This window comes from Kribbella sp. NPDC050459 (genome assembly GCF_040655315.1).
In the GTDB taxonomy this organism is placed as follows: domain Bacteria; phylum Actinomycetota; class Actinomycetes; order Propionibacteriales; family Kribbellaceae; genus Kribbella.
The window spans coordinates 142,190-166,842 of the sequence record NZ_JBFAJQ010000010.1; the positions used below are offsets into that span (position 1 = coordinate 142,190).

A 24,653-nucleotide genomic window follows, 5' to 3' on the forward strand; every position below is an offset into this window, starting at 1 on the left:
CTGTCGGTGACCAAGGACCGAACATACGGAACGAGAGGGGCAGCGTCAGGACGCCGGCTGACAACGATGCCCAGTTGTTGCCTGCCGCGCGCGGAGCGAGGCTGGGATACAGCTTGGCCGACGGGCCGGATAGGGTCCGTGCATGGCTGATGTTGCGGGGATCTTCAAGGCTTACGACGTCCGGGGGGTTGTGCCGGAGCAGTTGGACGAGTCGGTGGCCCGGGCGACCGGCGCGGCGTTCGTCGAGGTCCTCGACGTGCTCGCGGGGCCCGGCGCGGTGGTGATCGGGTACGACATGCGCCCGTCCAGCCCGGCGCTGGCGGCCGCGTTCGCGGAGGGCGTGGCGAGCACCGGGGCGGACGTGATCGACATCGGCCTGGCGTCCACCGACCAGTTGTACTTCGCGTCCGGCCGGCTCGACCTGCCCGGCGCGATGTTCACCGCCAGCCACAACCCGGCGCAGTACAACGGCATCAAGATGTGCCGCGCGGGCGCCGCCCCGGTCGGCTCCGACTCCGGTCTACGCGACATCGCCGACCTGGTCGCGAAGGCCCTGACCGAGAGCCCGGCGGCCGGGTCCGCGACCGGGCACATCACCCGCAAGGACCTGCTCACGGCGTACGCCGACCACCTGCACGACCTGGTCGACCTGAGCGGCATCCGACCGCTCACCGTGGTCGTCGACGCCGGCAACGGCATGGGCGGCCACACCGTCCCGGCGGTGTTCGCCGACGGCCCGGTGACGATCGTCCCGATGTACTTCGAGCTCGACGGCACCTTCCCGAACCACGAGGCCAACCCGCTCGACCCGAAGAACCTGGTCGACCTGCAGGCCAAGGTCCGGGAGACCGGCGCCGACCTCGGCCTCGCCTTCGACGGGGACGCGGACCGCTGCTTCGTGGTGGACGAGAAGGGCGACCCGATCTCGCCGAGCGCGATCACCGGCGCGGTCGCCGTCCGGGAGCTCGCCAAGCACCCCGGATCGGCCGTCATCCACAACCTGATCACCTCGAAGGCCGTCCCGGAACTGATCACCGAGCACGGCGGTACGCCGGTCCGCGCGCGGGTCGGCCACTCGTACATCAAGCAGAAGATGGCCGAGACCGACGCGGTGTTCGGCGGCGAGCACTCCGCGCACTACTACTTCCGCGACTTCTGGCGCGCCGACACCGGCATGCTGGCCGCGCTGCACGTGCTGGCCGCGCTGGGCGAGCAGGACAAGCCGGCCAGCGAGGTGTTCGCCGAGTACGAGCGGTACGTCGCGTCCGGCGAGATCAACAACACGGTCGACGACGCGGCGGCGACCGTCGCGGCGATCGAGGATACGTATTCTGGCGTCGACGGCGTGACGGTCGACCATCTGGACGGGTTGACGGTGTCGGCGGGACAGTGGTGGTTCAACGTCCGTGCGTCGAACACGGAGCCGTTGCTGCGGCTGAACGTCGAGGCCGCGGACCGGGCCGAGATGGAACGCGTCCGTGACGAAGTACTGGCCCTGATCACCGGCGCATCGGTGGAGGAGAACTGAATGGCAGTCAATCTGGACCCGGACCTGCTGAGCATCCTGGTCTGCCCGAAGTGCCGCTCGGAGTTCCGGGTGGACGACGAGGCGAACGAGCTGATCTGCACCAACGCCGCCTGCGCGCTGGCGTACCCGGTGCGTGACGACATCCCGGTGCTGCTGATCGACGAGGCCCGGGACACGCGCGCGGAGTCCGGATCCGCGAGCAGCTGATGAGCGTTTTCGACGACACCCGGCTGGACGACCCGGCGGTACTCGAGGCCTCGGACCACCTGCTGCGCCGCCTGGCGATGGCCGGTGCCCGGATCCGCGCCGAGCTGGAAGCGTCCGAGGACGTGCTTACCAAGCTGGAGTCCGACGGCTTCCGGCCGCGGGCCGTGGTGGCCGCGGGCCGGGACGCCCGCCTGGTCCGCGCCGTGCTGGAGCCGGTCTGCCCGGTTCCGTTCCTCGCCTGGCCCGGTCCCGGGCTGCCCGGCTGGGCCGGCCCGCTGGATCTGGTGATCGTCCTCGGTGGCGCCGCCGAGGACACGGACGCGGTGTCGGCCGCCGGTGAGGCGGTACGGCGTGGTTGCGGGCTGATGGTCGCCGCGCCGGAGGATTCACCGGTGGCGATCGCCTCGGCCGGTCTCCGGCATGCGATCCGGCTGCCGTCGCAGTCGGACGACCAGCTGGCTGCGGCCGTCGCCGTGCTTCAGGCGCTGCACCAGATGGACCTGGGCCCGGAGGTCGACCACAAGGCCGTGGCGGCATTGCTGGACGACGTGGCGATCGAGTGCTCGCCCAACAACGACGTGGCGGCCAACCCGGCGAAGGAACTTGCTCTCGTGCTGGCGGATGCGTTGCCGCTGGTCTGGGGTGGCTCTGTCCTGGCAGCGCGTGCTGCCCGCCGTGTGGTCGAGGCGCTCCGGCTGGCCAGTGGACGGCCGGCCCTGGCCGCGGACGCGGGCCATCTGCTTCCGGTGCTCAACCAGCCGCCACGGGATCTGTTCGCCGACCCGTTCGACAAGCCCGAGGAGCTCCGGCCGGCGCTGATCATCCTGGACGACGGTGTCGTCGAGGCCGGCATCGCCGAGCACCGCGACAAGCTGGAGTCCAAGGCAGAGGCGCACGACGTCCGGGTGCACACGATCAGGCAGGCCAGCGGCACGGATGTCGCCCGGTACGCCGCTTTGACCCAGCAGGGTCGCTACGCCGCGGCGTATCTCGGGATCGGCCTCGGCCGGTACGGCATGGCGACCGTGGACGACCCGGTCGGGTCAGGCAACCCCTCGGAGGACCCCGCGTGGTAGTCCCGCTGCAGAACACCATCCGCGACTACGCGTGGGGTTCGCCGACCGCACTGCCGGAGTTGCTCGGCGTACAGCCGACCGGCGAGCCGCAGGCCGAGCTGTGGATGGGTGCGCACGAGTCCGCCCCGTCGGTCCTGCCGAACGGCGACACCTTGTACGACGCGGTGTCCGCCGACCCGGCCGCGGTGCTGGGGGAGGAGACGGCCGAGCGGTTCGACGGCCGGTTCCCGTTCCTCGCGAAGCTGCTCGCGGCGGCGCAGCCGTTGTCGATCCAGGCGCACCCGTCCCGGGACCAGGCGATCGACGGGTACCAGCGGGACGAGGCCGCCGCGATCCCCCGGGATGCCGCGGACCGCAACTACAAGGACGCCTGGCCGAAGCCGGAGATCCTGATCGCGCTGGAGCCGTTCGACGCGCTGGTGGGTTTCCGGCCGCTGGAGGCGACGGTGGCGCTGCTCGACGCGCTGGCTCCGGCCGGGTTCGAGGAGCTCACGGACCTGCTCCGCAACGGCAAGCTCCAGGACGCGTTCAGCGGTTTCATGAGCACCGACCGGGACGCGATCCGCCCGCTGGTCGCGGCCCTGGGCGAGGCCGTCGCGCAGTACCCGGGCGACGCGTTCCCCCTGGAGCGCGAGACGCTGGCGAAGCTGTGCGCGGACTTCCCGGACGACCCCGGTGTGCTCGCGGCCCTGTTGCTGAACCGGGTGCGCCTGCAGCGGTTCGACGCCGTGTACCTCCCGGCCGGGAACGTGCACGCCTACCTGCGGGGCCTCGGCTTCGAGGTGATGGCGAACTCCGACAACGTGCTGCGCGGCGGGCTGACGAGCAAGTACGTCGACGTACCGGAGCTCGTCTCGGTGGTGGACTTCGAGCCGCTGGCCGACCCGGTGCTGACCGCGACAGCGGACGGGATCTACGAGACAGGGTGTGAGTACTTCGCGATTCACCGGGTGGACCTGTCGTCGGGCGAGCGCACGGTCGACGGCGTCGGGCCGCGGATCGTCTGCTGTGTGGACGGCTCTGTCGATGCTGCCGGCAAGGAATCCGTTGTGACGCTGTCCGCCGGTCAGTCGGCGTTCCTCGCCGGAACCGAAGGACCCTGTACCCTGCGTGGTTCCGGCACGGCGTTCGTCGTCGCCGCACGCTAACTGGAGGACCTGAACAACCATGGCTGGTGGCGGGAACAAGGCCGTTGTCGCGGCTTTGCTGGCGAACACCGGGATCGCGGTCACCAAGTTCGCCGCCTGGGCGCTGACCCAGTCGGCCTCGATGCTGGCCGAGGCGATCCACTCGCTCGCCGACGCGGGCAACCAGGTGCTGCTGCTGGTCGGTGGTCAGCGGGCCAAGCGCGAGGCCGACGAGCTGCACCAGTTCGGGTTCGGCCGCGAGCGGTACGTCTACTCGTTCATCGTGTCGATCGTGCTGTTCAGCGTGGGTGGTCTGTTCGCGCTGTACGAGGGCTACCACAAGGTGCACGACCCGCACGGGATCGACAACTGGAAGTGGGTCCCGATCGCGGTGCTGGTGGTCGCGATCGTCATGGAGAGCCTGTCGTTCCGGACCGCGATCGTCGAGGCGAACAAACTCCGCGGTCACGTGTCCTGGGTGAAGTTCGTCCGGAACGCGCGCGCCCCGGAGCTGCCGGTCATCCTGCTCGAGGACTTCGCGGCGCTCACCGGTCTGGTGCTGGCGCTGATCGGCGTCGTCCTGACGCTTGTCACCGGCAACGGTGTGTTCGACGGCCTCGGGTCGATGGCGATCGGCGCGCTGCTGGTCTGCGTCGCGGTCTTCCTGGCGATCGAGATGAAGTCGCTGCTGCTCGGCGAGTCCGCGACCCGCGAGTCCCAGGCCCGGATCGTCGCCGCGATCGAGAACACCCCGGGTGTCCAGCGGCTGATCCACATCAAGACCCTGCACCTCGGCCCGGAAGAGGTCCTGGTCGCCGCGAAGCTCGGCGTCGAGCCGACCGCCGACGCGGCCGTCGTCGCGGAGACCATCGATGCCGCCGAGCGAGCCGTCCGCGCCGCCGAGCCGATGAGTCAGCACATCTACCTCGAGCCCGACATCTTCCACGAGCACCACGTCCCCGACGAACGCCCCGCCGTCCCCGAGGCCCCGTCCCACTGACCCGATTCCCCGTTGACCCCAATTTGGCTGGTGGACCAGCCGGATGGGGGGTTTGGCACCCTGAATACGGGTGCCGAACCCGGAATCTGGCCGGCTAACCAGCGAAATGGGGCTAGCGGGGACGTGGTGGCAGCACGCCGGAGCGGCCGAGCCAGCGGAGGGCGCGGTCGCGGTCGATCTCGGCCTGCGTCGGCGGCGCGGTGAGCCGGCCGGTGCGGTAGCCGAGGTTGCGGATGTCCGCGGCCACGGACGGTTCGGCGAGCGCCCGGAGCGCGAACGCGAGCGCCGCCGGCGTCACGTCGTACCGGCGTTCGAGGTCGAGCGCCAGCCGGACGGCGGCGAGGTCGCGGTCGTCGTACTGGCGCTGTGACGTGTGCTCGGAGCGGGAGCGCGGCAGCAGCCCGAGTGCCTCCCGGTAACGGAGCATGCGCGGAGTGGTACCCAGCTGGCGAGCGGCCTCGGTGATGCGCATAGCATCAATCCTGACATTTCGGTGTCAAAAATGCGCCTGGAGCGATCAAACCGCGTGGCTCGGCCCTCTAGGCTCAGGTCGTGCCTGGTGACTCCACGCCTACTGCGCGGCACTCGGCACGGCACCTCGCCGCACGGGTGCAAAGGCCACGATGCTCCGCATCGAGACCTTCGCCCCCGCGCGCCGATGCACCGCACCGAGCACCTGCTCGCTACGGCGTGGAGTCACCAGGCACAACCTAGGCAGGTAGTAATCACAGTCTTCAGCAGGGGAGCGGCATGACCTTCGACTACAAGGTGGCGGATCTCGGCCTGGCCGAGTTCGGGCGCAAGGAGATCCGGCTGGCCGAGCACGAGATGCCAGGCCTGATGGCGATGCGCGAGCAGTACGGCGAGAGCAAGCCGCTGGCCGGCGCGCGGATCATGGGCTCGCTGCACATGACGATCCAGACCGCCGTGCTGATCGAGACGCTGGTCGCGCTCGGGGCCGAGGTGCGCTGGGTGTCGTGCAACATCTTCTCCACCCAGGACCACGCGGCGGCCGCGGTCGTCGTCGGCCCGGACGGCACGGCCGAGAACCCCGCCGGAGTCCCGGTGTTCGCCTGGAAGGGCGAGACGCTGGAGGAGTACTGGTGGTGCACCGAGCAGGCGCTGACCTGGCCCGGTGAAGGCCCGAACATGATCCTCGACGACGGCGGCGACGCCACGATGCTCGTGCACAAGGGCACCGAGTTCGAGAAGGCCGGCGCCGTGCCGGACCCGTCGACCGCGGACTCCGAGGAGTACGGCGTCGTCCTGAGCCTGCTGACCCGGACGCTGGCCGAGTCGCCGACGAAGTGGACGACCATCGGTCAGGGCATCAAGGGTGTCACCGAGGAGACCACCACCGGCGTGCACCGGCTGTACGAGATGCACAAGGCCGGCGCGCTGCTGTTCCCGGCGATCAACGTCAACGACTCGGTCACCAAGTCGAAGTTCGACAACAAGTACGGCTGCCGGCACTCGCTGATCGACGGCATCAACCGCGCCACCGACGTCCTGATCGGCGGCAAGGTCGCGGTCGTCTGCGGGTACGGCGACGTCGGCAAGGGCTGCGCCGAGTCGCTGCGCGGCCAGGGCGCGCGGGTGATCGTCACCGAGATCGACCCGATCTGCGCGCTGCAGGCCGCGATGGACGGCTACCAGGTGTCGACCGTGGACGACGTCGTCGGGATCGCCGACATCTTCGTCACCACGACCGGCAACAAGGACGTCATCACCGCCGACCACATGGCGGCGATGAAGCACCAGGCGATCGTCGGCAACATCGGCCACTTCGACAACGAGATCGACATGGCCGGGCTGTACAAGGTCGCCGGCATCGAGCGGGTCAACATCAAGCCGCAGGTCGACGAGTTCCGGTTCCCCGACGGCCACACGATCATCGTGCTGTCCGAGGGCCGGCTGCTGAACCTCGGCAACGCCACCGGGCACCCGTCGTTCGTGATGTCGAACTCGTTCACCAACCAGGTCCTCGCGCAGATCGAGCTGTTCGTGAAGACCGCCGACTACCCGACCGAGGTGTACGTGCTGCCGAAGCACCTCGACGAGATGGTCGCCCGGCTGCACCTCGACTCGCTCGGCGTGAAGCTGACCGAGCTCACCAAGGAGCAGGCGGCATACCTCGGCGTACCGGTCGAGGGTCCGTACAAGGCGGAGGCCTACCGCTACTGAGGTCGTTGTGTGAACACCCCCCGCGCCGGTGGCGCGGGGGGTGTTTTCAGTGGCCGGCTTCGTTGCTGCCGGGTGCGGCCCAGCCTTCGGCGTTCACCGTCGCGGGGCGGGATTGGGTGGGCGGTGCAGGTGGGGCGAAGAGGCCGGGTGGCGGAGGAGCCGGCGGGAGGGCGCCGTACGGGCTGGGCGGGGCGAACGGGCCGGCCGGCACGCCGTACGCCGGGGCCGGGGCCGGGGCGCCTGGGCCGTACGACTGGGTTGCGCCGTACGGCGAGGTGGGGGCGGCTGGGCCGTACGGCGACGGGGCGGGTGGGTACGGCGAGGTGGCGGGGAAAGGGCCGGTCGGGACGGGACGGTGGGTGGAGAGGCGTTGGAGTTCGCGGCGGCGGCGTTCGGCGAGGACGGCGGACAGGTAGGCGGGGGCGATGACCTGGGTCGGCGGCGCCGGTGCGATGACGGCAGCGACGCGGGCGGCCAGGGCCTCGCCGAGTGCGTACTGCGGGCCGGGGAGGAGCTCGGTGAAGCGGGCCAGGTAGTCGCGGGCCGCGTTCGCCAGCTCGTCGGACAGCCGCGACAGCTCCAGCGACTGCGCCCACTGGACCAGGTGACCGGGCACGAACAGCGGCGGCGACGCCATCGGCTGGTTGCGCTCGCGGATGACGACCGTCCCGGAGACCATGTCGCCGATCCGCTTGCCCTGCTTGTTCATCAGGCTCGCGACGATCCCGGGACAGGCCGCGAACCACGGCGCGAAGTCGACGAAGAACCACATCAGCGTCCGCACCAGCGCGTGCCGGAACCGGATCGAGCTCCCGTCGTCGCGCACCACCTTCAGCCCGAGCACCATCTTGCCGAGCGTCCGGCCGCGGGTCAGCGTCTCCATCACGACCCGGTAGCCGACCACCACGAGCAGCACGACGACGAAGATCAGCGCACCTGCCAGCGCCTCACTGACCTCGCTCCCGAACAGGAAGCCGGCCAGGAGCGCGATCAGCACGCTCAGTACGATGCCTTGCAGCAGCATGTCGATCGCACACGCCAGCGCCCGCGTGGGCATCCGGGCGATCCGCACCTGGAGGACGACTGCTTCGCCGGTGACCAGCTGGGACACTCCGCCGCCCCCCTCCTGCGTAGACACTAGGTCCGGTTAGTCTGCCACCAGTCGGGTGGAGGAGGTGTGGCGGTGGACGTAGAAGCGTTTGTCTCGGTGCACCAGCCGCAGTGGGACCGCTTGGCGTACCTGACTCGCCGCCAGCGCCGCCTGTCCGGTGCGGAAGCCGAAGAGCTCGTGGTCCTCTACCAGCGGGTCGGCACGCACCTCGCCGCGCTGCGAGCGGCCGGGGCGGATCCGGTGTCGATCGGCCGGCTCTCCGGTCTGATCGCCGACGCGCGCGGCGCCGTGACCGGCGTCCAGGCACCTGTCTGGCGCGACATCTCGAAGTACTTCCTGGTCAGTTTCCCCGCCGCGCTGTACGCCTCCAGACGCTGGTGGATCACCATCGGCCTGCTCTTCTACCTGGTCGCCGCCTGGGCCGCCTGGCGGGTGCTGGCACACCCCGAGGTGATCGACTCGATCGCCACACCGGACCAGATCAAGCAGCTCGTCGAGCACGACTTCGAGGCGTACTACTCGGAGAACCCGGCACAGGACTTCGCCCTGCGCGTCTGGATCAACAACGCCACCATCAGCGCCGCTGTCCTCGCGCTCGGCATCCTGCTGATCCCGTCCGTCTTCGTGCTGTGGGACAACGCGCTCAACCTGGGCCTGAGCGCCGGACTGATGATCGGCCACGACCGCGGCGGTCTGTTCTTCAGCCTGATCGCGCCGCACGGCCTGCTCGAGATCACGGCGGTGTTCGTCGCCGCCGCGGCCGGCCTACGGCTCGGCTGGGCCTGGGTCGTACCAGGACCGCGCACACGCATGCAGGCTGTCGCGCAAACCGGCCGTGCCACCGTCGGCATGGCGATCGGCCTGGCCGCGGTGCTTCTGGTCACCGGGCTGATCGAAGCGTTTGTTACACCGTTCCTGCCAGGCCCGGTCCGGGTCACCATCGGCATCGTCGCCGAGCTGGCGTTCCTCACGTACGTCTGGACGCTGGGTCGCCGCGCGTACCGTCAGGGTGAGTACGGCGACATCGACGAGTCGGACCGGGAGGCGAGCGCGCCCGTCTCCGCCTGACTGTTTCCGCACTGGGAACTTCTCAGGTGTGACTACTACCGCCCAGGAAGTTCGACACAGCCCGCCGTACCGGCTTGCGGTCACGCTCGGTCTCGTGGCGTACGGCGTCGTGCACCTGCTGATCGCCTGGATCGCCCTGCAACTCGCCTTCGGCAACTCCTCCCAGGAGGCCTCGCAGCAAGGCGCCCTGCGGGACCTGGCGGGCAAGCCGCTCGGCGGTGTGCTGTTGTGGGTCGTCGCGATCGGGCTGTTCGCGCTGGTGGTCTGGCAGGTCATGCAGCTGTTCTGGGGCCACCTGGACCTGCACAAGAAGGTGTCCTCGGCCGGCCGCGCGATCGTGTACCTCGCGCTGGGCCTCAGCGCGGTGAAGATCGCCGTCGGCTCGGGCGGTTCGGGAACCGGTCAGCAGCGGTCGGTGACGGCGCGGGTGATGGAGCACGGCTGGGGCCGGGCCGTGATCGTCGCAGCCGGTGTCGCGATCGTCGCGATCGGCTGCTACCACGTCTACAAGGGGATCAAGAAGAAGTTCACCGAGGACCTGGCCGGCGGGGTCTCGGACCTGACCGTCCTGCTCGGCCGGATCGGGTACGGCGCGAAGGGGATCGCGTACGTCGTGGTCGGCGTGCTGTTCGGCTGGGCGGCGATCGCCTACGACCCGCAGAAGGCCGGCGGCCTCGACACCGCGCTGCGCACGATCAAGGAGCAGCCGGCCGGATCGGTGCTGCTGACCGTGCTCGCGGTCGGTATCGCGGCCTTCGGCGCCTACTGCTTCAGCTGGTCCCGGAACGCCCGCCGCTGAGGGTCGTCGTCAGGCCGGGAGATCCCGCCGGCGGAGGCCGATCAGGCCGGCGAAGGCGACGACGAGCGCGATCGCGAGCAGTGCGACGAACGGTCCGGCCGACACCGCTCCGCCGGGGAGCGACGGGAGATGGGTGAAGGGCGACAGGTCCCGGATCCAGCCGGCTGTGCTCACTCCGGCGCTCACCAGCCCGATCAGGATGCAGACCGCCGGGCCGGCCCACGACACCATCGAGGCCCGCGGGAACAGACCGAAGATCGCGATCGCTATCGCCGCCAGCACCCACACGGCCGGCAGTTGGGCGAGCGCCGCACCAACGAGCCGCGGTACCTGACCACTCACATCGCCGATTGCCGCGCCGTACGCCAGTCCTTCGGCCACACCGGCTGCCAGCAGTGCCAGGGCTGGCCCCAGCAGGCTGAACACCAGGTGGCTCGCGGCCCATTGCCAGCGACTCGTCGCGGTCGCCAGCACGGGCTCGGCGCGTCCGCTGCTCTCCTCGACCCGCATCCGCAATGTGGCCTGGACGGCGTACGCCGAGGCGATCAGCCCGACCAGCGTCATCACACCGGCCAGGAACGAGTCGATCAGCCCGGCCGCGCCACCCATCCGCTGGAACATCTCCTGGATGCCCGGATCGTCGCGCATCATGTCGCCGACGCCCTCCGCGACACCACCGAACAGCAGGCCCAGCAAGGCGAATCCGACGGTCCACGCCGCCAGCAGCCCACGATGCAGCCGCCACGCCAACGCCAAGGGCGACCCCAGCTTCCCGTCCGCGGGCCCGAGCCGATCCGGCAAGATCCCGGCCCCGACGTCCCGTCGCACAGCGAGGGCAACCGCGGCTCCGATCAGGGCGATGGTTGCTGCCAGCAGCGCAACGGCCAACCACCAACGGTTCTGGGCGTACGGATGGATCTGCTGCGCCCAGCCGATCGGCGACAGGTACGACAGCCACGCGAGCGGCCCGTCCGTGTGCGCACTGGTATCACCGGCGGCCCGCAGTACGTAAGCCCCGCCGAGGACACCGATCGCGATACCCCGCGCCGTCCCCGCACTGGCCGTCAACTGCGCCGCGACCGCGCCGAGCGCCGCGAAGAACCAGCCGGTGCCGGCGTACAGGATGCCGATGGCAATCGATCCGGCGAGCGGCAGATCCTGGCTGTGCATGCCGAGGGCAAGCAGTACGGCGAGCACCAGATTCGCACCGAGGACCGTGATGAGCGCCGCGGCCAGCTGGGCGTGCCGTCCGACAACGGTTGCCCCAAGCAACTCACGACGGCCGGTCTCCTCCTCGACGCGGGTGTGCCGGATCACCGTGAGCAGGCTGATCAGGCCGACCATCACCGGTACGAACCCGAGCCGCCAGGTGACGAACTCGCCCAGACTCGACCCGGAAAGCTCGCCGTACAAGGTGATGAAGCCGGCGTTGCTCGCGTACTTGACCCGCGAGTCCGGCGTCGGAAACAGGTCGCCGTACTCCTTCACGTAGCTCACCGAGATCGCCGTGAGCAGGACGATCCAGAGCGGCAGCACGATCCGGTCCCGGCGCAGGATCAGCCGGATCAGACCGCCGGTGCCGGCCAGCGACGTCATTTAACGGCCTCGGGTTCGTACAGCCGCAGGAACAGTTCCTCGAGCGACGGCGGCTGGCTCACGAGACTCCGTACGCCGATCTCGGTCAGCCGCCGCAGCACCGGATTGATCTCGTCCGTGTCCACGTCGAACTGGACGTGCCCGTCGATCTCCTTCAGGTCATGGACGCCGGACAACTGCGCCAGGCCGTTCATCGGCCCGACGAGCTCGGCCTGGATCGACGTCCGGGTGAGGTGCCGCAGCTCGCTCAGCGTGCCGCTCTCGACGGCGCGGCCGGCCCGGATGATCGTGACGCGATCGCACAGCGCCTCGACCTCGGACAAGATGTGGCTGGACAGCAGGACGGTCCGGCCGTCACGGTCGCTGATCTCCTGCACGACGTCGCGGAAGACCTCCTCCATCAGCGGGTCCAGTCCGGACGTCGGCTCGTCGAGCAGCAGCAGCTCGACGTCGGACGCGAACGCGGCGACCAGGGCGACCTTCTGCCGATTGCCCTTCGAGTAGGCCCGCGCCTTCTTCCGCGGATCGAGGTCGAACCGCTCGAGCAGCTCCGCCTTGCGCTTCTTGTCCACACCGCCGCGCATCCGGCCGAGCAGGTCGATCGCCTCGCCGCCCGACAGATTCGGCCACAGCGTCACGTCACCGGGCACGTACGCGAGCCGCCGGTGCAGCTCGGTCGCGTCCGACCACGGGTCGCCGTCCAGGACCCGCGCCGTACCGCCGTCGGCACGGGTCATCCCGAGCAGGATGCGAATGGTGGTGGTCTTCCCCGCGCCGTTCGGGCCGAGGAATCCGTGCACCTCGCCGGTTCGCACCGTGAGGTCGAGACCGTCCAGGGCCCGGGTACGCCCGAACCGTTTGACCAGACCTTCCGTGCCGATCATCGCTTCTCCAGTTTCTCGATCTGTTCCTGGGTGAGCAGCGGGATCGTGAAGACCTCCATCAGCGCCTGGCCGATGCGGTTGTAGCCCGCCGGTGTGGTGATGTCCTCGCCCAGCGCCTTCGAGACCTGCTCGCGGAACACGAACACGCTGAGCTTGATCGCGGCCAGCGCCGCGGCGTACCCGCGCCGGTCCTTGGGGTCGATGCCGAAACTCGTCGTCCACTCCTCGACCGCGTCGACCCCCTCGAGGAACAGTGCGGTCGCGGTCTCCGAGCCGTCCATCATCGAACGGACCAGATACAGCTGCAGCGGAAACGCGAGCGGATGCAGCACCAGCGGGTCGAGCCCGGTCAGGTCCCCGTCCCTGGTCAGCTCGGAGCCGATCTGAAGCATCCGCTCCTTCGCGTACTTGTCACACGCCTCCCGCAACGCCTCCTTCGACCCGAAGTGATGCCGCACCAACCCCGACGACACCCCTGCCTCCGCCGCGATATCCCGGATCGAAGCCCCCTCGATCCCCCGCTCCCCGAACAACTTGACCGCCGCATCCCGAATCCGCGCCCGCGCCGTGAGGTCTTCCACCGCCCGATCCATCCCCACTCCTCTCACTACACACAACAGCAAACCCCTACACAGCCGTGTAGTCAAGTGCCCACTTGTAAAGCCGCCGTTTGGTTGGGTGTGGGTGATGCAGCCGACTCAGGCGCGCTCCGCGGGCGCTTGCCTCGTCGCTCCGCTCCTCACCGCGCCCGCTCCACGCCCTCCCACCCCCCGCTTAGCGCGAGCATCCGCTTCCGGCTGACGCCGGGAGTGTCCGGCTGGCGCCGTGGGTTCCCGGCTATCGCCGGGGGTGTCCGGCTGGCGCCGTGGGTTCCCGGCTATCGCCGGGGGTGTCCGGCTGGCGCCGTGGGTTCCCGGCTATCGCCGGGGGTGTCCGGCTGCCGCCGTGGCGATTCCGGCTACCGCCTGGGAGCTCTGGCTGCCGCCGGGACTTGCGGTCTTGCGCCGCGTGTATCCAGCTTGCGCCGGGAGTTGCCAGCTGGCGCCGGGAGTTGCGGGCTTGCGCCGCGTGTATCCAGCTTGCGCCGGGAGTTGCCAGCTGGCGCCGGCGAGCTGCCGCTCGCGGGTGACGGCCTGGGGTGACGCGCCGGCGGGGCGGATCGTGGCGCGAGTGCTGTAGACCTCAATGCCGCGGATGAGTGGACCGTCGCGGAGCTAGGCGGGGCAGCAGCGGCGAGCCCTCGCAGGCACGTAGATGTCTGTTGACACGGATGTGGTCAGCGGAGGAAGCGGCCGCGGAACGTGACGAGGGCAACTGCCCAGTTGCGGCTCCGGTTCGAGCGGGGAGCTCTGCTGGATCGCCCTCGCGTTGCTCCGTTCGTCCGCCAGTCGTGGATATTGGCTGCTCAACGCGACAAATATCCACGACTCGCCGGTCAGGCCAGGAGCCGAACGCCACGACTCGGCGCCGGGTGATGCGCGATGCGGAAGGTTGGACCGGGCGGCCCAACTCTCACGGCACATCGCCTCGGCGCGTCCATAGGCCCGACGTCACTAACGCCTCATCGTCACGGTCGCCGTCACGGTCGCCGTCGCGGTCGCCGTCGCCGTCGCGGTCGCCGTCGCCGTCGCCGCGGTCCCGATGGCCGCGGTCTCCGAGGTCACCGTCTCGCTGGCCGTGTCAGCCGTGCGTGCGGTCTCCATCGCGACAGTCCCCGCTACCGCGTTCCGTATCGCCTAGGTCGTGCCGGGCTCGGCCTTCACCCGCGAGCGCCGGCCCGCAACTAGCCGGCGCAAGCCCGCAACCCCCGGTGCCAGCCGGATACATACGGCGCAAGCCGGCAAGTCCCGGCGTCAGCCCGCAACCCCCGGTGCCAGCCGGATACATACGGCGCAAGCCGGCAACTCCCGGCGCAAGCCGGCAACTCCCGGCGCAAGCCGGCAACTCCCGGCGCAAGCCGGCAACTCCCGGCGCAAGCCGGCAACTCCCGGCGTCAGCCGGATACACACGGCGCCAGCCGGATACATATGGCGCAAGCCGGCAACTCCCGGCGGCAGCCGGAGCTCCCTGGCGGCAGCCGGAAACCCACGGCGCGAGCCGGCAACTCCCGGCGTCAGCCGAATACACACGGCGCCAGCCGGAAGCGGATGCTCCGCGCTAAGCGGCGGGCGGGTGGGAGCGCGCGGAGTGGTGCGGTGAGGAGTGGAGCGACGAGGCAAGCGCCCGCGTGGCGCGCGTGGGGCTGACCATGTCCGCGCGTTTACATCCAGTTCGTGAACCGGATCCAGCCGGTAAGAAGGTTACTTCAGTGTGACAAAGTTTCGTATCTTGTTGACAGGACAGCGCTTGCTGGTGTGGTTTCTTCCCAACATCAACACCCAGCTGGGGAAGGTGGGGCGGCCCATGAGGAAGCTGTTGGCTGTGCTGGCGGCGTTGTGTGTGCTGGCGGCGGTACCTGGGACGGCGTCGGCGGCCGAGCCCGCGGCGAAGAAGGTCATCAAGATCGGGGTCACGCAGTCGGTGGATTCGATGAACCCGTTCCTCGCCGTGCGGCTGGTGACGGGGTCGATCCAGCGGATGATCTACGGCTTCCTGACGGTGCCGGACTCGAAGACGCTGCAGCCGAGCCCGGATCTCGCCGAGTCCTGGACGACGTCGCCGGACGGGCTGACCTGGACGTTCAAGATCCGTGAGGCGAAGTGGTCCGACGGCCAGCCGATCACCGCCGCCGACGCGGCTTGGACGTTCAACAAGATGATGACCGACGACGGCGCGAAGACCGGCAACGGGCCGGCGGTGGAGAACTTCCAGAGTGTCACCGCGAACGGTCAGGAGCTGACCATCAAGCTCAAGGCGCCGCAGGCGTCGATGCTCGACAACCCGGTGCCGATCATGCCCAAGCACGTCTGGGAGAAGGTCACCGACATCTCGAAGTACGACGGTGAGGTGTACCCGACCGTCGGCAGCGGACCGTACGTCGCGGTGGAGCACAAGAAGGACCAGTTCGTCCGGCTGGAGGCGAACCCGGACTACTGGCGCGGCCGCCCGAAGATCGACGAGCTGCAGATCATCTTCTACGACAACCCCGCGGCCTCGATCGTCGGCCTGAAGAAGGGCGACATCGACCTGATCGGCCGACTGAACCCGCCGGACTTCGAGTCGCTGAAGGGCGACGACAACATCGTCCAGTGGAACACCCAGGGCCGCCGGGCGACGTACCTGCAGATCAACCACGGCGCGACGACCAGTGACGACAAGCCGATCGGCGACGGGCATCCGGCGCTGAAGGACCCGAAGGTGCGGACCGCGCTGCACTACGCGATCGACAAGCAGAAGCTGGTCGACGAGGTCCAGGGCGGGCTGGCGAAGCCGGCCGACGGGTCGATCATCCCGCCGCTGTACAAGGACTTCTTCTGGGAGGCGAGCGGTGACGAGAAGGTCTCGTTCGACCTCGCGAAGGCGAACAAGATCCTCGACGACGCGGGCTACAAGAAGGGCGCGGACGGCGTCCGGACGATGCCGGACGGGTCACGGAAACTGCAGTTCCGGTTCAGCATCCACACCGACACCCCGATCGAGGACAAGCTCGCCGAGTACCTGACCGGCTGGTTCAAGGAGGTCGGCATCCAGCTGACCACCAAGCGGCTGGACTCCAGCAAGTTCACCGAGGAGACCGGTACGACGGCACTGTTCGACATCGCGATCAGCGGCTGGTCGGTGAACCCGGACCCGGAGGAGGTGCTCGGCACGCACCTGTGCAGCCGGCGGCCCACCGCGTCCGGCCAGGGCGGCGGCACCGAGTCGTTCTACTGCGACCCGACGTACGAGAGCCTCTACCTCCAGCAGCAGAAGGAACTCGACCGCGGAAAGCGCGCGGAAATCATCAAGAAAATGGAGGAAAGGCTCTATTCCGACGCCCCGGTGATCGCGCTCTACTACCCGAACGATCTCGAGGGCTACCGGAAGGACCGGATCGCGAGCATCACGCCGATCCCGGAGGACAAGGGCCTGCTGTACGGCGGTTCGGGCTACTGGCCGTTCTACACGCTCGAGGCGGTGTCGAAGGACGGCGAGACCGCGGAAAGCGGTGGCCTGGGCGGTGGTGTGATCGCTGGCATCGCGGCGGCCGTGGTCGTCGTCCTGATCGGTGGTTTCTTCGTCCTGCGACGCCGCCAGGGCGCGGCTGACGAGCGCGAATGACGGCCGACACCACCACTGCCGTCGAGGCGCTCGAGGAGCGCCCGGCCCGCCACGGTCTGCCGCGGTATGCGGCGACCAAGGCGGGCGGGGCGCTGCTGAGCATCGCGATGGTGATCGTCGCGACGTTCTTCCTGTTCCGGCTGCTGCCGGGCGACCCGGTCCGCGCCCTCGCACAAGGGCGGAACATGACACCGGAGCAGCTCGACCTGGAGCGGGCGCGGCTCGGGCTGGACAAGCCGATCCCTGAGCAGTTCCTGCACTTCCTCCAGCAGACGCTGTCGTTCGACCTGGGGACGTCGTACGAGTACAAGCGGCCGGTCGTCGACCTGATCGGCGAGCGGATCGGGTCGACGTTGCTGCTCACCGGTACGGCGCTGGTGATGGCCGTCAGCCTCGGCCTCTGGCAGGGTGCCCGGGCCGGGTGGAAACCCGGCAGCAGGTTCGACAAGGTGTCGACGGCTGTCTCGCTGGTGTTGTGGTCGGTGCCGACGTTCTGGCTCGGGTTGTTGCTGCTGATGGTGTTCGCGGCCGGGATCGGCCCGATCCCGGGGATCTTCCCGACCCGCGGGAGTTCGAGCGTGGACAAGCCCGACGGGTTCGCGGGCGTGCTCGACGTCGCGCAGCACATGGTGCTGCCGTGCCTGACGCTGGTCGCGGTCGTCTACGCGCAGTACCTGCTGGTGATGCGGTCGTCGGTGATCGACGAGGTCGGGCAGGACTACATCACGACGGCGCGGGCGAAGGGCCTGCGCGACGACGACGTACGCCGCCGGCACGCCGTACCGAACGCGCTGCTGCCGACCGTGACGCTCGTGTTCATGCGGATCGGGTTCGTGGTCGGCGGCGCGGTCACGGTCGAGGCGATCTTCAGCTGGCCGGGTCTCGGGCAGCTGTTCTACGAGGCGATCCGGGTGCCGGACTTCACGCTGATGCAAGGAACGTTCCTGCTGATCACGGTTTCCGTGATCGTGATGAACACGTTGGCCGATGTGGTCTACCACGTCCTGGACCCGCGGGTGAGGTCGGCATGAGCACGGTGACGTGGGTGCGGCGGAAACGCGCTGCCGGTCGTTTCTGGACGGATTTCCGGAAACAGCGAGCAGGAGTTGCCGGATTGGTGATTCTGGCGGCCGCCGTGGTGCTTGCGCTGATCGCGCCGTTGTTCATCGACGCCGGCGTCACGAACGTGGTCAGCGGCACCGGGGCCAAGCTGGCGCCGCCGAGCCCCGCCGACCCGCTCGGCACCGACGAGTCGGGCCGGTCGGTGCTGCTGATGATCTGGTGGGGTTCCCGGACCTCGCTGCTGATCGGATTCCTCGCGGCGTTGCTCAGCATGGTGATCGGCACCGTGCTCGGAATCGCGGCCGGGCATTTCCGCGGCTGGGTCGGTGCGGTGATTCTGCGCATCACCGACTGGTTCCTGGTGCTGCCGTCGCTGGTCACCGCGCTGGTGCTCGCGGCGATCCTGGGCGGTTCGACCGCGACGATCATCGTGGCGATCGGGGTGACGTCATGGCCGTCGACGGCGCGACTGATCCGCGCGCAGACGCTGGCCGTCGAGGCACGCCCGTACATCGAGCGGTCACTCGCGCTCGGCGCCGGGCACTGGCACATCACCACGCGGCACGTGCTGCCCAATGTGGCCCCGCTGCTGCTGGCGAGTACGACGCTGGAGGTGGCGAGCGCGATCGTCACCGAGTCGACGCTGGCGTTCCTCGGCGTGAGTGCGAACAAGACCTCGTGGGGAACGATGCTCCGCGGGTCGTACGACTGGGGCGCGGCGACCGCCGGCGCCTGGTGGTACATCCTCGTGCCGGGCCTGTGCATCGTGACCGTGGTGATGGCGTTCACCTTGTGTGGAAGGGCTTTGGAGACCGTGCTCAACCCCCGGCTGCGGACGCGTGCACATGCTTGAGCTCGACGAATTGACCGTGAAATACCGAATCGCCGGCGGCGAGGTTCCGGCCGTCCGCGGGGTGTCGCTGAGCGTGCCGGCCGGTGAGGCGCTCGGGCTGGCGGGGGAGTCGGGGTCGGGGAAGTCCTCGGTCGCGCTGGCCCTGCTCCGGCTGTTGCCGCGATCCGCCGACGTCGGCGGGCGGGTGCTGCTGGACGGCGAGGACGTGCTGTCGATGAAGTGGGGCCGGCTGCGCGCGGTCCGCTGGTCGTCGGCGTCAATCGTTTTCCAGGGCGCGCAGCACGGGCTCAACCCGGTGCGGCGGATCGGCGACCAGATCGCGGAGCCCTTACTCGTGCACAAGTTGGCGTCCGGCGCGGTCGCGGACCGGCGGGTGCAGGAGTTGCTGTCGCAGGTCGGGCTCCCGGCCTGGCGGGCGCGGAGCTACCCGCACGAGCTGAGTGGTGGCCAACGGCAACGGGTGATGATCGCGATGGCGCTGGCGTGCGAACCGCAGTTGATCATCGCCGACGAGCCGACGACCGCGCTCGACCTGATGGTGCAGGCGCAGGTGCTGACGCTGATCCGCCGGCTGATCGCGGACCATGGAATCTCGTTGCTGATGATCTCGCACGACCTGTCGGTGCTGGCGGACGTGTGCGACCGGCTGGCCGTCATGTACGCCGGGCGGCTGGTCGAGGTCGGCCCTTCGGCCGGCGAGTTCCGGCACCCGTACAGCCAGGCGCTGGCCGCCGCGTTCCCGACCGTGGGCGATCCGGCGTCCCGTCTCGCTCCGCGCGGGCTGGCCGGTGACCCGCCGGATCCGCAGCAGTTGCCGGGCGGGTGCGCGTTCCACCCGCGCTGCCCGGTCGCGCTCGAGACCTGCGCGACGTCCGACGTACAGCTGCGGGCATCCGGCGCCGGCCGGACCGCCGCCTGCGTCCTGGTAGGGGAGTGACCTTTGCTAGAGGCAACTGATCTGCACGTCGAGTTCCCGGGGCGCGGCGGCAACCGGGCCCGGGCCGTCGACGGTGTCAACCTGTCGGTCGGGGCCGGCGAGATCGTCGCGCTGGTCGGCGAGTCCGGCTGCGGCAAGACCACCCTCGCCCGCACACTCCTCGGCCTGGAACGCCCCACCTCGGGCCGGGTCGCGTACGACGGTACGCCACTGAGCTACACCGGCCGCGCGCTGCGCGCGTTCCGCCGGCAGGTACAACTCGTCCTCCAGGATCCGATGGGATCGCTGAACCCGCGGCACACCGTGTACGAGGCGGTCGCCGAAGGGCCGCGCATCCACGGACTGCCCGACGAGGAATCCGTGGTGTCGTCGGCGCTCGCCTGCGCCGGGCTGCGGCCGCCGGAGCGGTTCTTCCAGCGTTATCCGCACGAGTTGTCCGGCGGGCAGCGGCAGCGCGTCGTGATCGCGGGCGCGCTGGCACTCGACCCGAAGGTCCTGATCGCCGACGAGCCGGTCGCGTCCTTGGACGCGTCGGTGCGCGGCGAGATCCTCGCGCTCCTGCTCCGGCTGCGCGACGACCTCGGGCTGTCCGCGCTCGTCGTCACCCATGACCTCGGCCTGGCCTGGAACATCGCCGACCGCGTCGCCGTCATGTACCTCGGCCGGATCGTCGAGTCCGGCCCCACCGAGGACGTGCTGACGAACCCGCAACACCCTTATACGCAGGCGTTGCTCAGTGTCCTTCCCGAATCCCCGAACCGCATCGTGCTCACCGGCGAACCGCCGGACCCGACCCGTGTACCCGCCGGCTGCCGCTTCCATCCACGCTGCCAACTGGTGGCCCAGGGCAACGGTACGGCGGCCTGCGGCACGCAACCACTGCCGATCCTGCCCGCGGGCACGGCCGTCCAGGTCGCGTGCCACGTGGCCGCACCCTGATCAGACCTCGTCGTCGTCCTCGGGCTCCTCCGCGGCGTCGGCGACCGCCCACTTCAACTGGAACTCGACCTCTTCCTCGTCCTCGCCGCGCTCGTGCTCGACGCTGATCCGGGCGTTCTTGGGGACCGTGAACCGCTCGCCCGCGACCTGGATCCGGAACGGCTTGCCGGACTCCAGCGCGTCCGCGAGCCGCCGCAGCTTGGCCGCGAAGTCGGCGACCGAGTAGTCCTTCTCGACATCTCTCTCACTCATGCCGCCCATCCAAGCAGGCAGCAGGTTCTTCGAGTGGTTGACAATAGTTAACAAGTGGTAGAACTATTGCGCCATGGCGCAAGATCAGGTCGACCGCTTCTTCGAAGTACTGGCCGATCCCACCCGGCGCCACGTCGTCCAACTGCTGGGGGAAGGGCCGCAACGGGCGGGCCAACTGGCCGCGGCGACCGGGGCGTCGTCGCCGGCGATGAGCCGGCACCTCCGGATTCTGCTGGCGGCCGGCCTGGTCGCCGACGAGCGCGTCCCGGAGGACGCGCGGGCGCGCGTGTTTCGGCTCAATCCCGAGCCTGTCGTGGCCGTCCAGGCCTGGCTCGACCAGGTCCAGGCGCAGTGGCGCGACCAACTGGCCTCGTTCAAGAAGCATGTCGAGCAGAAGGGGAAGCCCGATGACTGAACCGTCCGCGACCGCCTCCGTCGAAGTTCCTGTCGATCCGGGGACCGCGTTCGAGGTGTTCACCGCCGAGATCGACCAGTGGTGGTTGCGAAATCCGATCAGCTTCTTCGATTCCGGCCGGGTCCGCGCGATGCGGATCGAGCCGGGGATCGGCGGCCGGGTGATGGAGGTCTACACCGCCGACGACGTCCTCGAGCTCGCCACGATCACCGAGTGGCAGCCCGGCACGCGGCTCGGATACCGCAGTTCGGTCGACGACACCGAGACCCGCGTCGACTTCGAGGCGGTCGCGGGCGGGACGCGCGTGACCGTCGTCCAGTCACTGGTCGTCGACGACGGCAACGCGTTCTACTTCTGGCCGCGGGTGATCCGATGGCTTCCCGACTGGGTCGCGCGGCGGGCCGGCGAGTCCGGGAAGCCGCCGCGCGAGATCGACCGGCTCTCGATCGCCCTGTACTACGAGGATCCGGCCGCCGCCGCGCGCTGGCTGCACGAGGTGTTCGCGCTCAACTCGTGGGACACGCTGCCCGCGGACGGCGAAGACCCGCTGTGGATCGAGTTGCATGTCGGCCGCGTCGCCGTCCTGCTGTTCAAGCGCACCGGGCCGCGGCCGACCGCGGTCGATCACAACGTCTGGGTGTACGTCGACGATCTCGACACACATTTCGCTCGTGTCCAGGGCGCGGGCGCGAAGATCCTCAGCGAGATCCACTCGCACGGGTACCGCTGCTACGAGGCCGAGGACCTGGAAGGACACCACTGGACCTTCGCGCAGGCCCGCCCCACGATGGAATGACCGAGCAGCCGCTGAGCGGTGGCCGGCTGACGCCCGGGGTGGTGCGTGTCGCCGACACCGTACGCAGGCCCGGCTCGGACAGCTCCGCCTTCACCGCGAAACTCCTGGAACTGCTGGCGGAAAACGGTTTCGGCGCGGCCCCGAAGTACCTCGGGCAAGACGACGCCGGGCGTGACGTCCTCACCTACCTCGAGGGCTGGGTGCCGAGCAGATACCAACGGTGGACCGACCAGCAGATCGTTGCCGCCGGCACCCTGATCCGGCGTTTTCACGACGCCACCCGCGGCAGCCGGCTCGCTGCGGACCGGCCGGTCGTGTGCCATCACGACCCGGCTCCCACCAACTTCGTCTTCACCGACGACCTCCCGGGCGCGCTGATCGACTTCGACCTGGCTGCGCCTGGTGATCCGCTGGAAGATCTCGGCTACGCCGCCTGGACCTGGTGCATCGCCTCCAAACACGCCGACCCGAGCCGCCAGGCGCACCAGGTCCGAGTCCTCGCCGACGCCTACAGGCTCACCGCCGAACAACGGTCGGACTTGGTTGACGCCACCCTGGCACGGCAGTTGGCGAACGTGGAGTTCTGGGTACGTCGGCCGTGTGCGGAGGCGGCCGAGCGCATCGCCTGGTCCTTCCGCGAATACGCCTTCACCTCCGCGAACAGAATTGTCTTCGAGAAGGCTCTGCGGGACGACGTCAGCGGCAGACGGTGTTCCGACATTGCCAACGAAGGCCTCAGATGACGCCTCCTTCGATTGCGGCCAGGAGTCGATACATGCTCGATGACGGATTGTCGTTCGGGAAGGTCGTTCCATCTCGCTCATGGCGGTCTGCCAGCGCTTCGGCCCGGATGTAGGCATCGCGTCGGAGCTTCATGTACCCCGCGCCGTCGATTCGCTTGCCCTGACGGCCGTCGAGACGAGAGCTGAGCGCCTCGGCGCCGCGATTGTCGAGGAATCCCGTGTGTGGTTGGTGGTGCAAGATGAGCCACAGTTCGAAACAGGGATTCGACACCGCGACGTTGATGCCTTCAGCCGCCGCCAGGCGTAGGGCGCGATCGAGATTCGGATGGTGGCGTGGCCACTCGACGTCGAACACGCACCAGGACTCATCGATCTCAGTGTCGCGCTGCTGCCGCGCGACCGCCTTCTCCACGAGCTTGAGGGGCACGCCCGCGGTGGCATCGATGATGAGGTTGATCGCGGTGTTGCCCCGGATCTCTGGGAGGCGCTTGAGCGCGCTGATGTAGTCAGGCTCAGAAGCCTCGCCCTCGCAGTACACGAGGATGGTCTTTCGTTCGGGTCTGGTTCCGGTTCTGCGAGTGAGGTTCTTGCCGCCTCTGCGTCGAGGTGCCATCAGGCGATCAGGCCCAGAGCGCGGAGTAGCTCAGTTCGGTCGGTGTCCGGCAGCGCTCCGAATCGGCCGTGCAGGTAGGCCTTCTCCAAGTTCACCGAGGTTCTGACGCGCTCACCCGCAAATTCGGCCAGTGCGCCCAGCCTGGTCGCTCCGTCGCCGGACTTTTCCGTAAGCCAGACCTCGTCACGGTTGAGGTGATTCAACAGACTGGTGTCATGTGTGGTGAAGATGAGCTGTGCGTGGCGGGGGTTGGTCAATGGATCCTGGAACAAGCCGATCAGCTGCTGGGACAGCGTGGGATGGAGACTCGCGTCCAGCTCATCGAAGAGCAGCAATGACCCCTCTTTCAACGCCGCAAGGACAGGTCCGATCAGCCTGAACCAAGTGCGTGTTCCGGCCGATTCGGCCTGAAAGTCCAGCGGCACGGATCCTTGCGCGCTGCGGTGGGTCAGTTGGGCCTGGCGCCCTGGACGGCGTGACCGCGGGTCGTCGACGACCAGTACGTCGTCAATTCCGAGATCTGCCATCCTCAGCAACGCGAGCGCCTGCGCACGGTCGGCCAGGGTGAAGCCGGTGTCGAGTTCGAACAGAACTGGCTCGGTCTCCTCGAACAACGAGATGGTCGGATGCCGCAGCAATTGCGCGCGGCCCGCCGGATCGCGCAGACCGAGGGTTTGCACCCGCAGCAAGTCCGTTGCGAAATCAGATACCAGCGGCTCGTCGAACCGCCTGGCGATGGACAGGGCGAGTGTCCGGCCGGTCAGCAGTTCCCTGGTGCCGGACAGATTGCCCAATCCGCGTTGGAGCTTGAGTTCGGTCGTATCGCGCTCGAAGATCCGGCGACGCTTCTTCTCCGGATAATGAAACAACCCCTCGTAGGAGACGCCCTCCTGGCTGAGTTCCAGGACGTACTCGAACCGGATGCCGTCGATGACCGATTCGATCGTGAACTCGGACGGTCGGTGGCGCCAATCGCCGAACGCGAACGGCTCGATCGGGATGCTGTCGTCCCATGATCGCAGTGACGTTCGGACCGCATCGCAGAGCCAGGCCATGGCGGCGACGATGTTCGACTTCCCTGATGCGTTGGGGCCGTAGATGGCTGTCACGTGCAGCAGGCTGAGGCCGACATTCTCGATCCGCTGAGCCTCGTCCCGAGCGGCGTCGACGGCGACCATCGACAACTCGACCGATTCCCTGATCGATCGGAAGTTCGAGACCTCGAAACGGATGAGCATGGAGGATCCTAACGTTGGCAACGTT

At 68.9% G+C, this 24,653-nt stretch carries 25 protein-coding genes; 16 read left to right on the forward strand and 9 right to left on the reverse strand.

The window, feature by feature from the left end:
* Positions 1–142 precede the first annotated feature (142 nt).
* The 5 genes from AB0I12_RS28755 to AB0I12_RS28775 are packed head-to-tail and all read left to right on the forward strand — an operon-like array spanning position 143 to position 4,938.
* Positions 143–1,528, forward strand: a complete 1,386-nt coding sequence (locus tag AB0I12_RS28755) for a phosphomannomutase/phosphoglucomutase (protein ID WP_359935303.1) — start codon at positions 143–145, stop codon at positions 1,526–1,528.
* On the forward strand, positions 1,529–1,735 hold the full coding sequence (locus AB0I12_RS28760; RefSeq protein WP_355696652.1) for a Trm112 family protein: 207 nt from the start codon (positions 1,529–1,531) through the stop codon (positions 1,733–1,735).
* Complete coding sequence (locus AB0I12_RS28765; RefSeq protein ID WP_359935305.1) at positions 1,735–2,811, forward strand: SIS domain-containing protein; 1,077 nt, start codon at positions 1,735–1,737, stop codon at positions 2,809–2,811. Before AB0I12_RS28760 ends, AB0I12_RS28765 begins: the two co-directional genes overlap by 1 nt.
* Complete coding sequence (manA, locus tag AB0I12_RS28770; RefSeq protein WP_359935307.1) at positions 2,805–3,959, forward strand: mannose-6-phosphate isomerase, class I; 1,155 nt, start codon at positions 2,805–2,807, stop codon at positions 3,957–3,959. The genes AB0I12_RS28765 and manA overlap by 7 nt, the downstream gene beginning before the upstream one ends.
* 19 nt (positions 3,960–3,978) lie before the next feature.
* On the forward strand, positions 3,979–4,938 hold the full coding sequence (locus tag AB0I12_RS28775; RefSeq protein WP_359935309.1) for a cation diffusion facilitator family transporter: 960 nt from the start codon (positions 3,979–3,981) through the stop codon (positions 4,936–4,938).
* Positions 4,939–5,050: 112 nt separating this feature from the next.
* On the opposite strand, the gene AB0I12_RS28780 is transcribed toward AB0I12_RS28775, so the two are convergent.
* Positions 5,051–5,410, reverse strand: a complete 360-nt coding sequence (locus AB0I12_RS28780; protein WP_359935311.1) for a MerR family transcriptional regulator — start codon at positions 5,408–5,410, stop codon at positions 5,051–5,053.
* Positions 5,411–5,688: 278 nt separating this feature from the next.
* On the opposite strand from AB0I12_RS28780, the gene ahcY reads away from it, so the two are divergent.
* Positions 5,689–7,122, forward strand: coding sequence for an adenosylhomocysteinase (gene ahcY, locus AB0I12_RS28785; RefSeq protein WP_359935313.1), 1,434 nt, complete (start codon positions 5,689–5,691; stop codon positions 7,120–7,122).
* A gap of 46 nt (positions 7,123–7,168) precedes the next feature.
* Here the strand turns inward: ahcY and AB0I12_RS28790 are convergent, their stop codons facing one another.
* The gene (locus AB0I12_RS28790; RefSeq protein WP_359935315.1) at positions 7,169–8,233 is read right to left on the reverse strand and encodes an RDD family protein; all 1,065 of its coding nucleotides are present in this window, start codon (positions 8,231–8,233) and stop codon (positions 7,169–7,171) included.
* 72 nt (positions 8,234–8,305) lie between these two features.
* On the opposite strand from AB0I12_RS28790, the gene AB0I12_RS28795 reads away from it, so the two are divergent.
* On the forward strand, positions 8,306–9,301 hold the full coding sequence (locus tag AB0I12_RS28795; protein ID WP_359935317.1) for a stage II sporulation protein M: 996 nt from the start codon (positions 8,306–8,308) through the stop codon (positions 9,299–9,301).
* 28 nt (positions 9,302–9,329) lie between these two features.
* Entirely contained in the window at positions 9,330–10,100 is a 771-nt protein-coding gene (locus AB0I12_RS28800; protein ID WP_359935319.1) for a DUF1206 domain-containing protein, read from the forward strand.
* Between the two features lie 9 nt (positions 10,101–10,109).
* Here AB0I12_RS28800 and AB0I12_RS28805 read toward each other — a convergent pair whose 3' ends face one another.
* The 4 genes from AB0I12_RS28805 to AB0I12_RS28820 form a co-directional block, all read right to left on the reverse strand.
* On the reverse strand, positions 10,110–11,696 hold the full coding sequence (locus AB0I12_RS28805) for an ABC transporter permease (protein ID WP_359935321.1): 1,587 nt from the start codon (positions 11,694–11,696) through the stop codon (positions 10,110–10,112).
* The gene (locus AB0I12_RS28810; protein WP_359935323.1) at positions 11,693–12,580 is read right to left on the reverse strand and encodes an ABC transporter ATP-binding protein; all 888 of its coding nucleotides are present in this window, start codon (positions 12,578–12,580) and stop codon (positions 11,693–11,695) included. Before AB0I12_RS28810 ends, AB0I12_RS28805 begins: the two co-directional genes overlap by 4 nt.
* Positions 12,577–13,173 carry a helix-turn-helix domain-containing protein gene (locus tag AB0I12_RS28815; protein ID WP_359935325.1) on the reverse strand — a complete coding sequence of 199 codons (597 nt, stop codon included), beginning with the start codon at positions 13,171–13,173 and terminating at the stop codon, positions 12,577–12,579. The genes AB0I12_RS28810 and AB0I12_RS28815 overlap by 4 nt, the downstream gene beginning before the upstream one ends.
* Before the next feature lie 960 nt (positions 13,174–14,133).
* Positions 14,134–14,283: a hypothetical protein gene (locus tag AB0I12_RS28820; RefSeq protein WP_359935327.1), complete on the reverse strand. Its 150-nt coding sequence runs from the start codon at positions 14,281–14,283 to the stop codon at positions 14,134–14,136.
* Between the two features lie 700 nt (positions 14,284–14,983).
* Here AB0I12_RS28820 and AB0I12_RS28825 point away from each other — a divergent pair.
* From AB0I12_RS28825 to AB0I12_RS28845, 5 genes are read left to right on the forward strand one after another with little or no spacing between them, the layout of a single operon-like run.
* Positions 14,984–16,780, forward strand: a complete 1,797-nt coding sequence (locus AB0I12_RS28825; RefSeq protein ID WP_359935329.1) for an ABC transporter substrate-binding protein — start codon at positions 14,984–14,986, stop codon at positions 16,778–16,780.
* Positions 16,777–17,811, forward strand: a complete 1,035-nt coding sequence (locus AB0I12_RS28830) for an ABC transporter permease (RefSeq protein ID WP_355696681.1) — start codon at positions 16,777–16,779, stop codon at positions 17,809–17,811. The genes AB0I12_RS28825 and AB0I12_RS28830 overlap by 4 nt, the downstream gene beginning before the upstream one ends.
* Entirely contained in the window at positions 17,808–18,695 is an 888-nt protein-coding gene (locus tag AB0I12_RS28835; protein WP_359935332.1) for an ABC transporter permease, read from the forward strand. The genes AB0I12_RS28830 and AB0I12_RS28835 overlap by 4 nt, the downstream gene beginning before the upstream one ends.
* Before the next feature lie 16 nt (positions 18,696–18,711).
* Complete coding sequence (locus AB0I12_RS28840) at positions 18,712–19,632, forward strand: ABC transporter ATP-binding protein (RefSeq protein ID WP_359935334.1); 921 nt, start codon at positions 18,712–18,714, stop codon at positions 19,630–19,632.
* A gap of 3 nt (positions 19,633–19,635) precedes the next feature.
* Positions 19,636–20,571 carry an ABC transporter ATP-binding protein gene (locus tag AB0I12_RS28845; RefSeq protein WP_359935336.1) on the forward strand — a complete coding sequence of 312 codons (936 nt, stop codon included), beginning with the start codon at positions 19,636–19,638 and terminating at the stop codon, positions 20,569–20,571.
* Here AB0I12_RS28845 and AB0I12_RS28850 read toward each other — a convergent pair whose 3' ends face one another.
* Positions 20,572–20,823 carry an amphi-Trp domain-containing protein gene (locus AB0I12_RS28850; protein ID WP_359935338.1) on the reverse strand — a complete coding sequence of 84 codons (252 nt, stop codon included), beginning with the start codon at positions 20,821–20,823 and terminating at the stop codon, positions 20,572–20,574.
* Between the two features lie 73 nt (positions 20,824–20,896).
* On the opposite strand from AB0I12_RS28850, the gene AB0I12_RS28855 reads away from it, so the two are divergent.
* From AB0I12_RS28855 to AB0I12_RS28865, 3 genes are read left to right on the forward strand one after another with little or no spacing between them, the layout of a single operon-like run.
* Positions 20,897–21,238 carry a metalloregulator ArsR/SmtB family transcription factor gene (locus AB0I12_RS28855; RefSeq protein WP_359935340.1) on the forward strand — a complete coding sequence of 114 codons (342 nt, stop codon included), beginning with the start codon at positions 20,897–20,899 and terminating at the stop codon, positions 21,236–21,238.
* Positions 21,231–22,034: a VOC family protein gene (locus AB0I12_RS28860; protein WP_359935342.1), complete on the forward strand. Its 804-nt coding sequence runs from the start codon at positions 21,231–21,233 to the stop codon at positions 22,032–22,034. The genes AB0I12_RS28855 and AB0I12_RS28860 overlap by 8 nt, the downstream gene beginning before the upstream one ends.
* Positions 22,031–22,777, forward strand: a complete 747-nt coding sequence (locus AB0I12_RS28865) for a phosphotransferase (RefSeq protein WP_359935344.1) — start codon at positions 22,031–22,033, stop codon at positions 22,775–22,777. Before AB0I12_RS28860 ends, AB0I12_RS28865 begins: the two co-directional genes overlap by 4 nt.
* Here AB0I12_RS28865 and AB0I12_RS28870 read toward each other — a convergent pair.
* On the reverse strand, positions 22,770–23,315 hold the full coding sequence (locus tag AB0I12_RS28870; protein WP_359935346.1) for an RloB family protein: 546 nt from the start codon (positions 23,313–23,315) through the stop codon (positions 22,770–22,772). The genes AB0I12_RS28865 and AB0I12_RS28870 overlap by 8 nt on opposite strands.
* Before the next feature lie 74 nt (positions 23,316–23,389).
* Positions 23,390–24,628 (reverse strand): AAA family ATPase, encoded by a 1,239-nt coding sequence (locus AB0I12_RS28875; RefSeq protein ID WP_359935348.1) that lies wholly within the window; start codon positions 24,626–24,628, stop codon positions 23,390–23,392.
* Between the last annotated feature and the right edge of the window lie 25 nt (positions 24,629–24,653).

Bases quoted from the DNA above. Each gene is read 5' to 3' on its own strand.
- AB0I12_RS28755 (WP_359935303.1), top strand. From the start codon at position 143: ATGGCTGATGTTGCGGGGATCTTCAAGGCTTACGACGTCCGGGGGGTT.
- AB0I12_RS28760 (WP_355696652.1), top strand. From the start codon at position 1,529: ATGGCAGTCAATCTGGACCCGGACCTGCTGAGCATCCTGGTCTGCCCG.
- AB0I12_RS28765 (WP_359935305.1), top strand. From the start codon at position 1,735: ATGAGCGTTTTCGACGACACCCGGCTGGACGACCCGGCGGTACTCGAG.
- AB0I12_RS28775 (WP_359935309.1), top strand. From the start codon at position 3,979: ATGGCTGGTGGCGGGAACAAGGCCGTTGTCGCGGCTTTGCTGGCGAAC.
- AB0I12_RS28780 (WP_359935311.1), bottom strand. From the start codon at position 5,410: ATGCGCATCACCGAGGCCGCTCGCCAGCTGGGTACCACTCCGCGCATG.
- ahcY (WP_359935313.1), top strand. From the start codon at position 5,689: ATGACCTTCGACTACAAGGTGGCGGATCTCGGCCTGGCCGAGTTCGGG.
- AB0I12_RS28805 (WP_359935321.1), bottom strand. From the start codon at position 11,696: ATGACGTCGCTGGCCGGCACCGGCGGTCTGATCCGGCTGATCCTGCGC.
- AB0I12_RS28810 (WP_359935323.1), bottom strand. From the start codon at position 12,580: ATGATCGGCACGGAAGGTCTGGTCAAACGGTTCGGGCGTACCCGGGCC.
- AB0I12_RS28815 (WP_359935325.1), bottom strand. From the start codon at position 13,173: ATGGATCGGGCGGTGGAAGACCTCACGGCGCGGGCGCGGATTCGGGAT.
- AB0I12_RS28820 (WP_359935327.1), bottom strand. From the start codon at position 14,283: ATGGAGACCGCACGCACGGCTGACACGGCCAGCGAGACGGTGACCTCG.
- AB0I12_RS28825 (WP_359935329.1), top strand. From the start codon at position 14,984: ATGAGGAAGCTGTTGGCTGTGCTGGCGGCGTTGTGTGTGCTGGCGGCG.
- AB0I12_RS28830 (WP_355696681.1), top strand. From the start codon at position 16,777: ATGACGGCCGACACCACCACTGCCGTCGAGGCGCTCGAGGAGCGCCCG.
- AB0I12_RS28835 (WP_359935332.1), top strand. From the start codon at position 17,808: ATGAGCACGGTGACGTGGGTGCGGCGGAAACGCGCTGCCGGTCGTTTC.
- AB0I12_RS28850 (WP_359935338.1), bottom strand. From the start codon at position 20,823: ATGAGTGAGAGAGATGTCGAGAAGGACTACTCGGTCGCCGACTTCGCG.
- AB0I12_RS28855 (WP_359935340.1), top strand. From the start codon at position 20,897: ATGGCGCAAGATCAGGTCGACCGCTTCTTCGAAGTACTGGCCGATCCC.
- AB0I12_RS28860 (WP_359935342.1), top strand. From the start codon at position 21,231: ATGACTGAACCGTCCGCGACCGCCTCCGTCGAAGTTCCTGTCGATCCG.
- AB0I12_RS28865 (WP_359935344.1), top strand. From the start codon at position 22,031: ATGACCGAGCAGCCGCTGAGCGGTGGCCGGCTGACGCCCGGGGTGGTG.
- AB0I12_RS28875 (WP_359935348.1), bottom strand. From the start codon at position 24,628: ATGCTCATCCGTTTCGAGGTCTCGAACTTCCGATCGATCAGGGAATCG.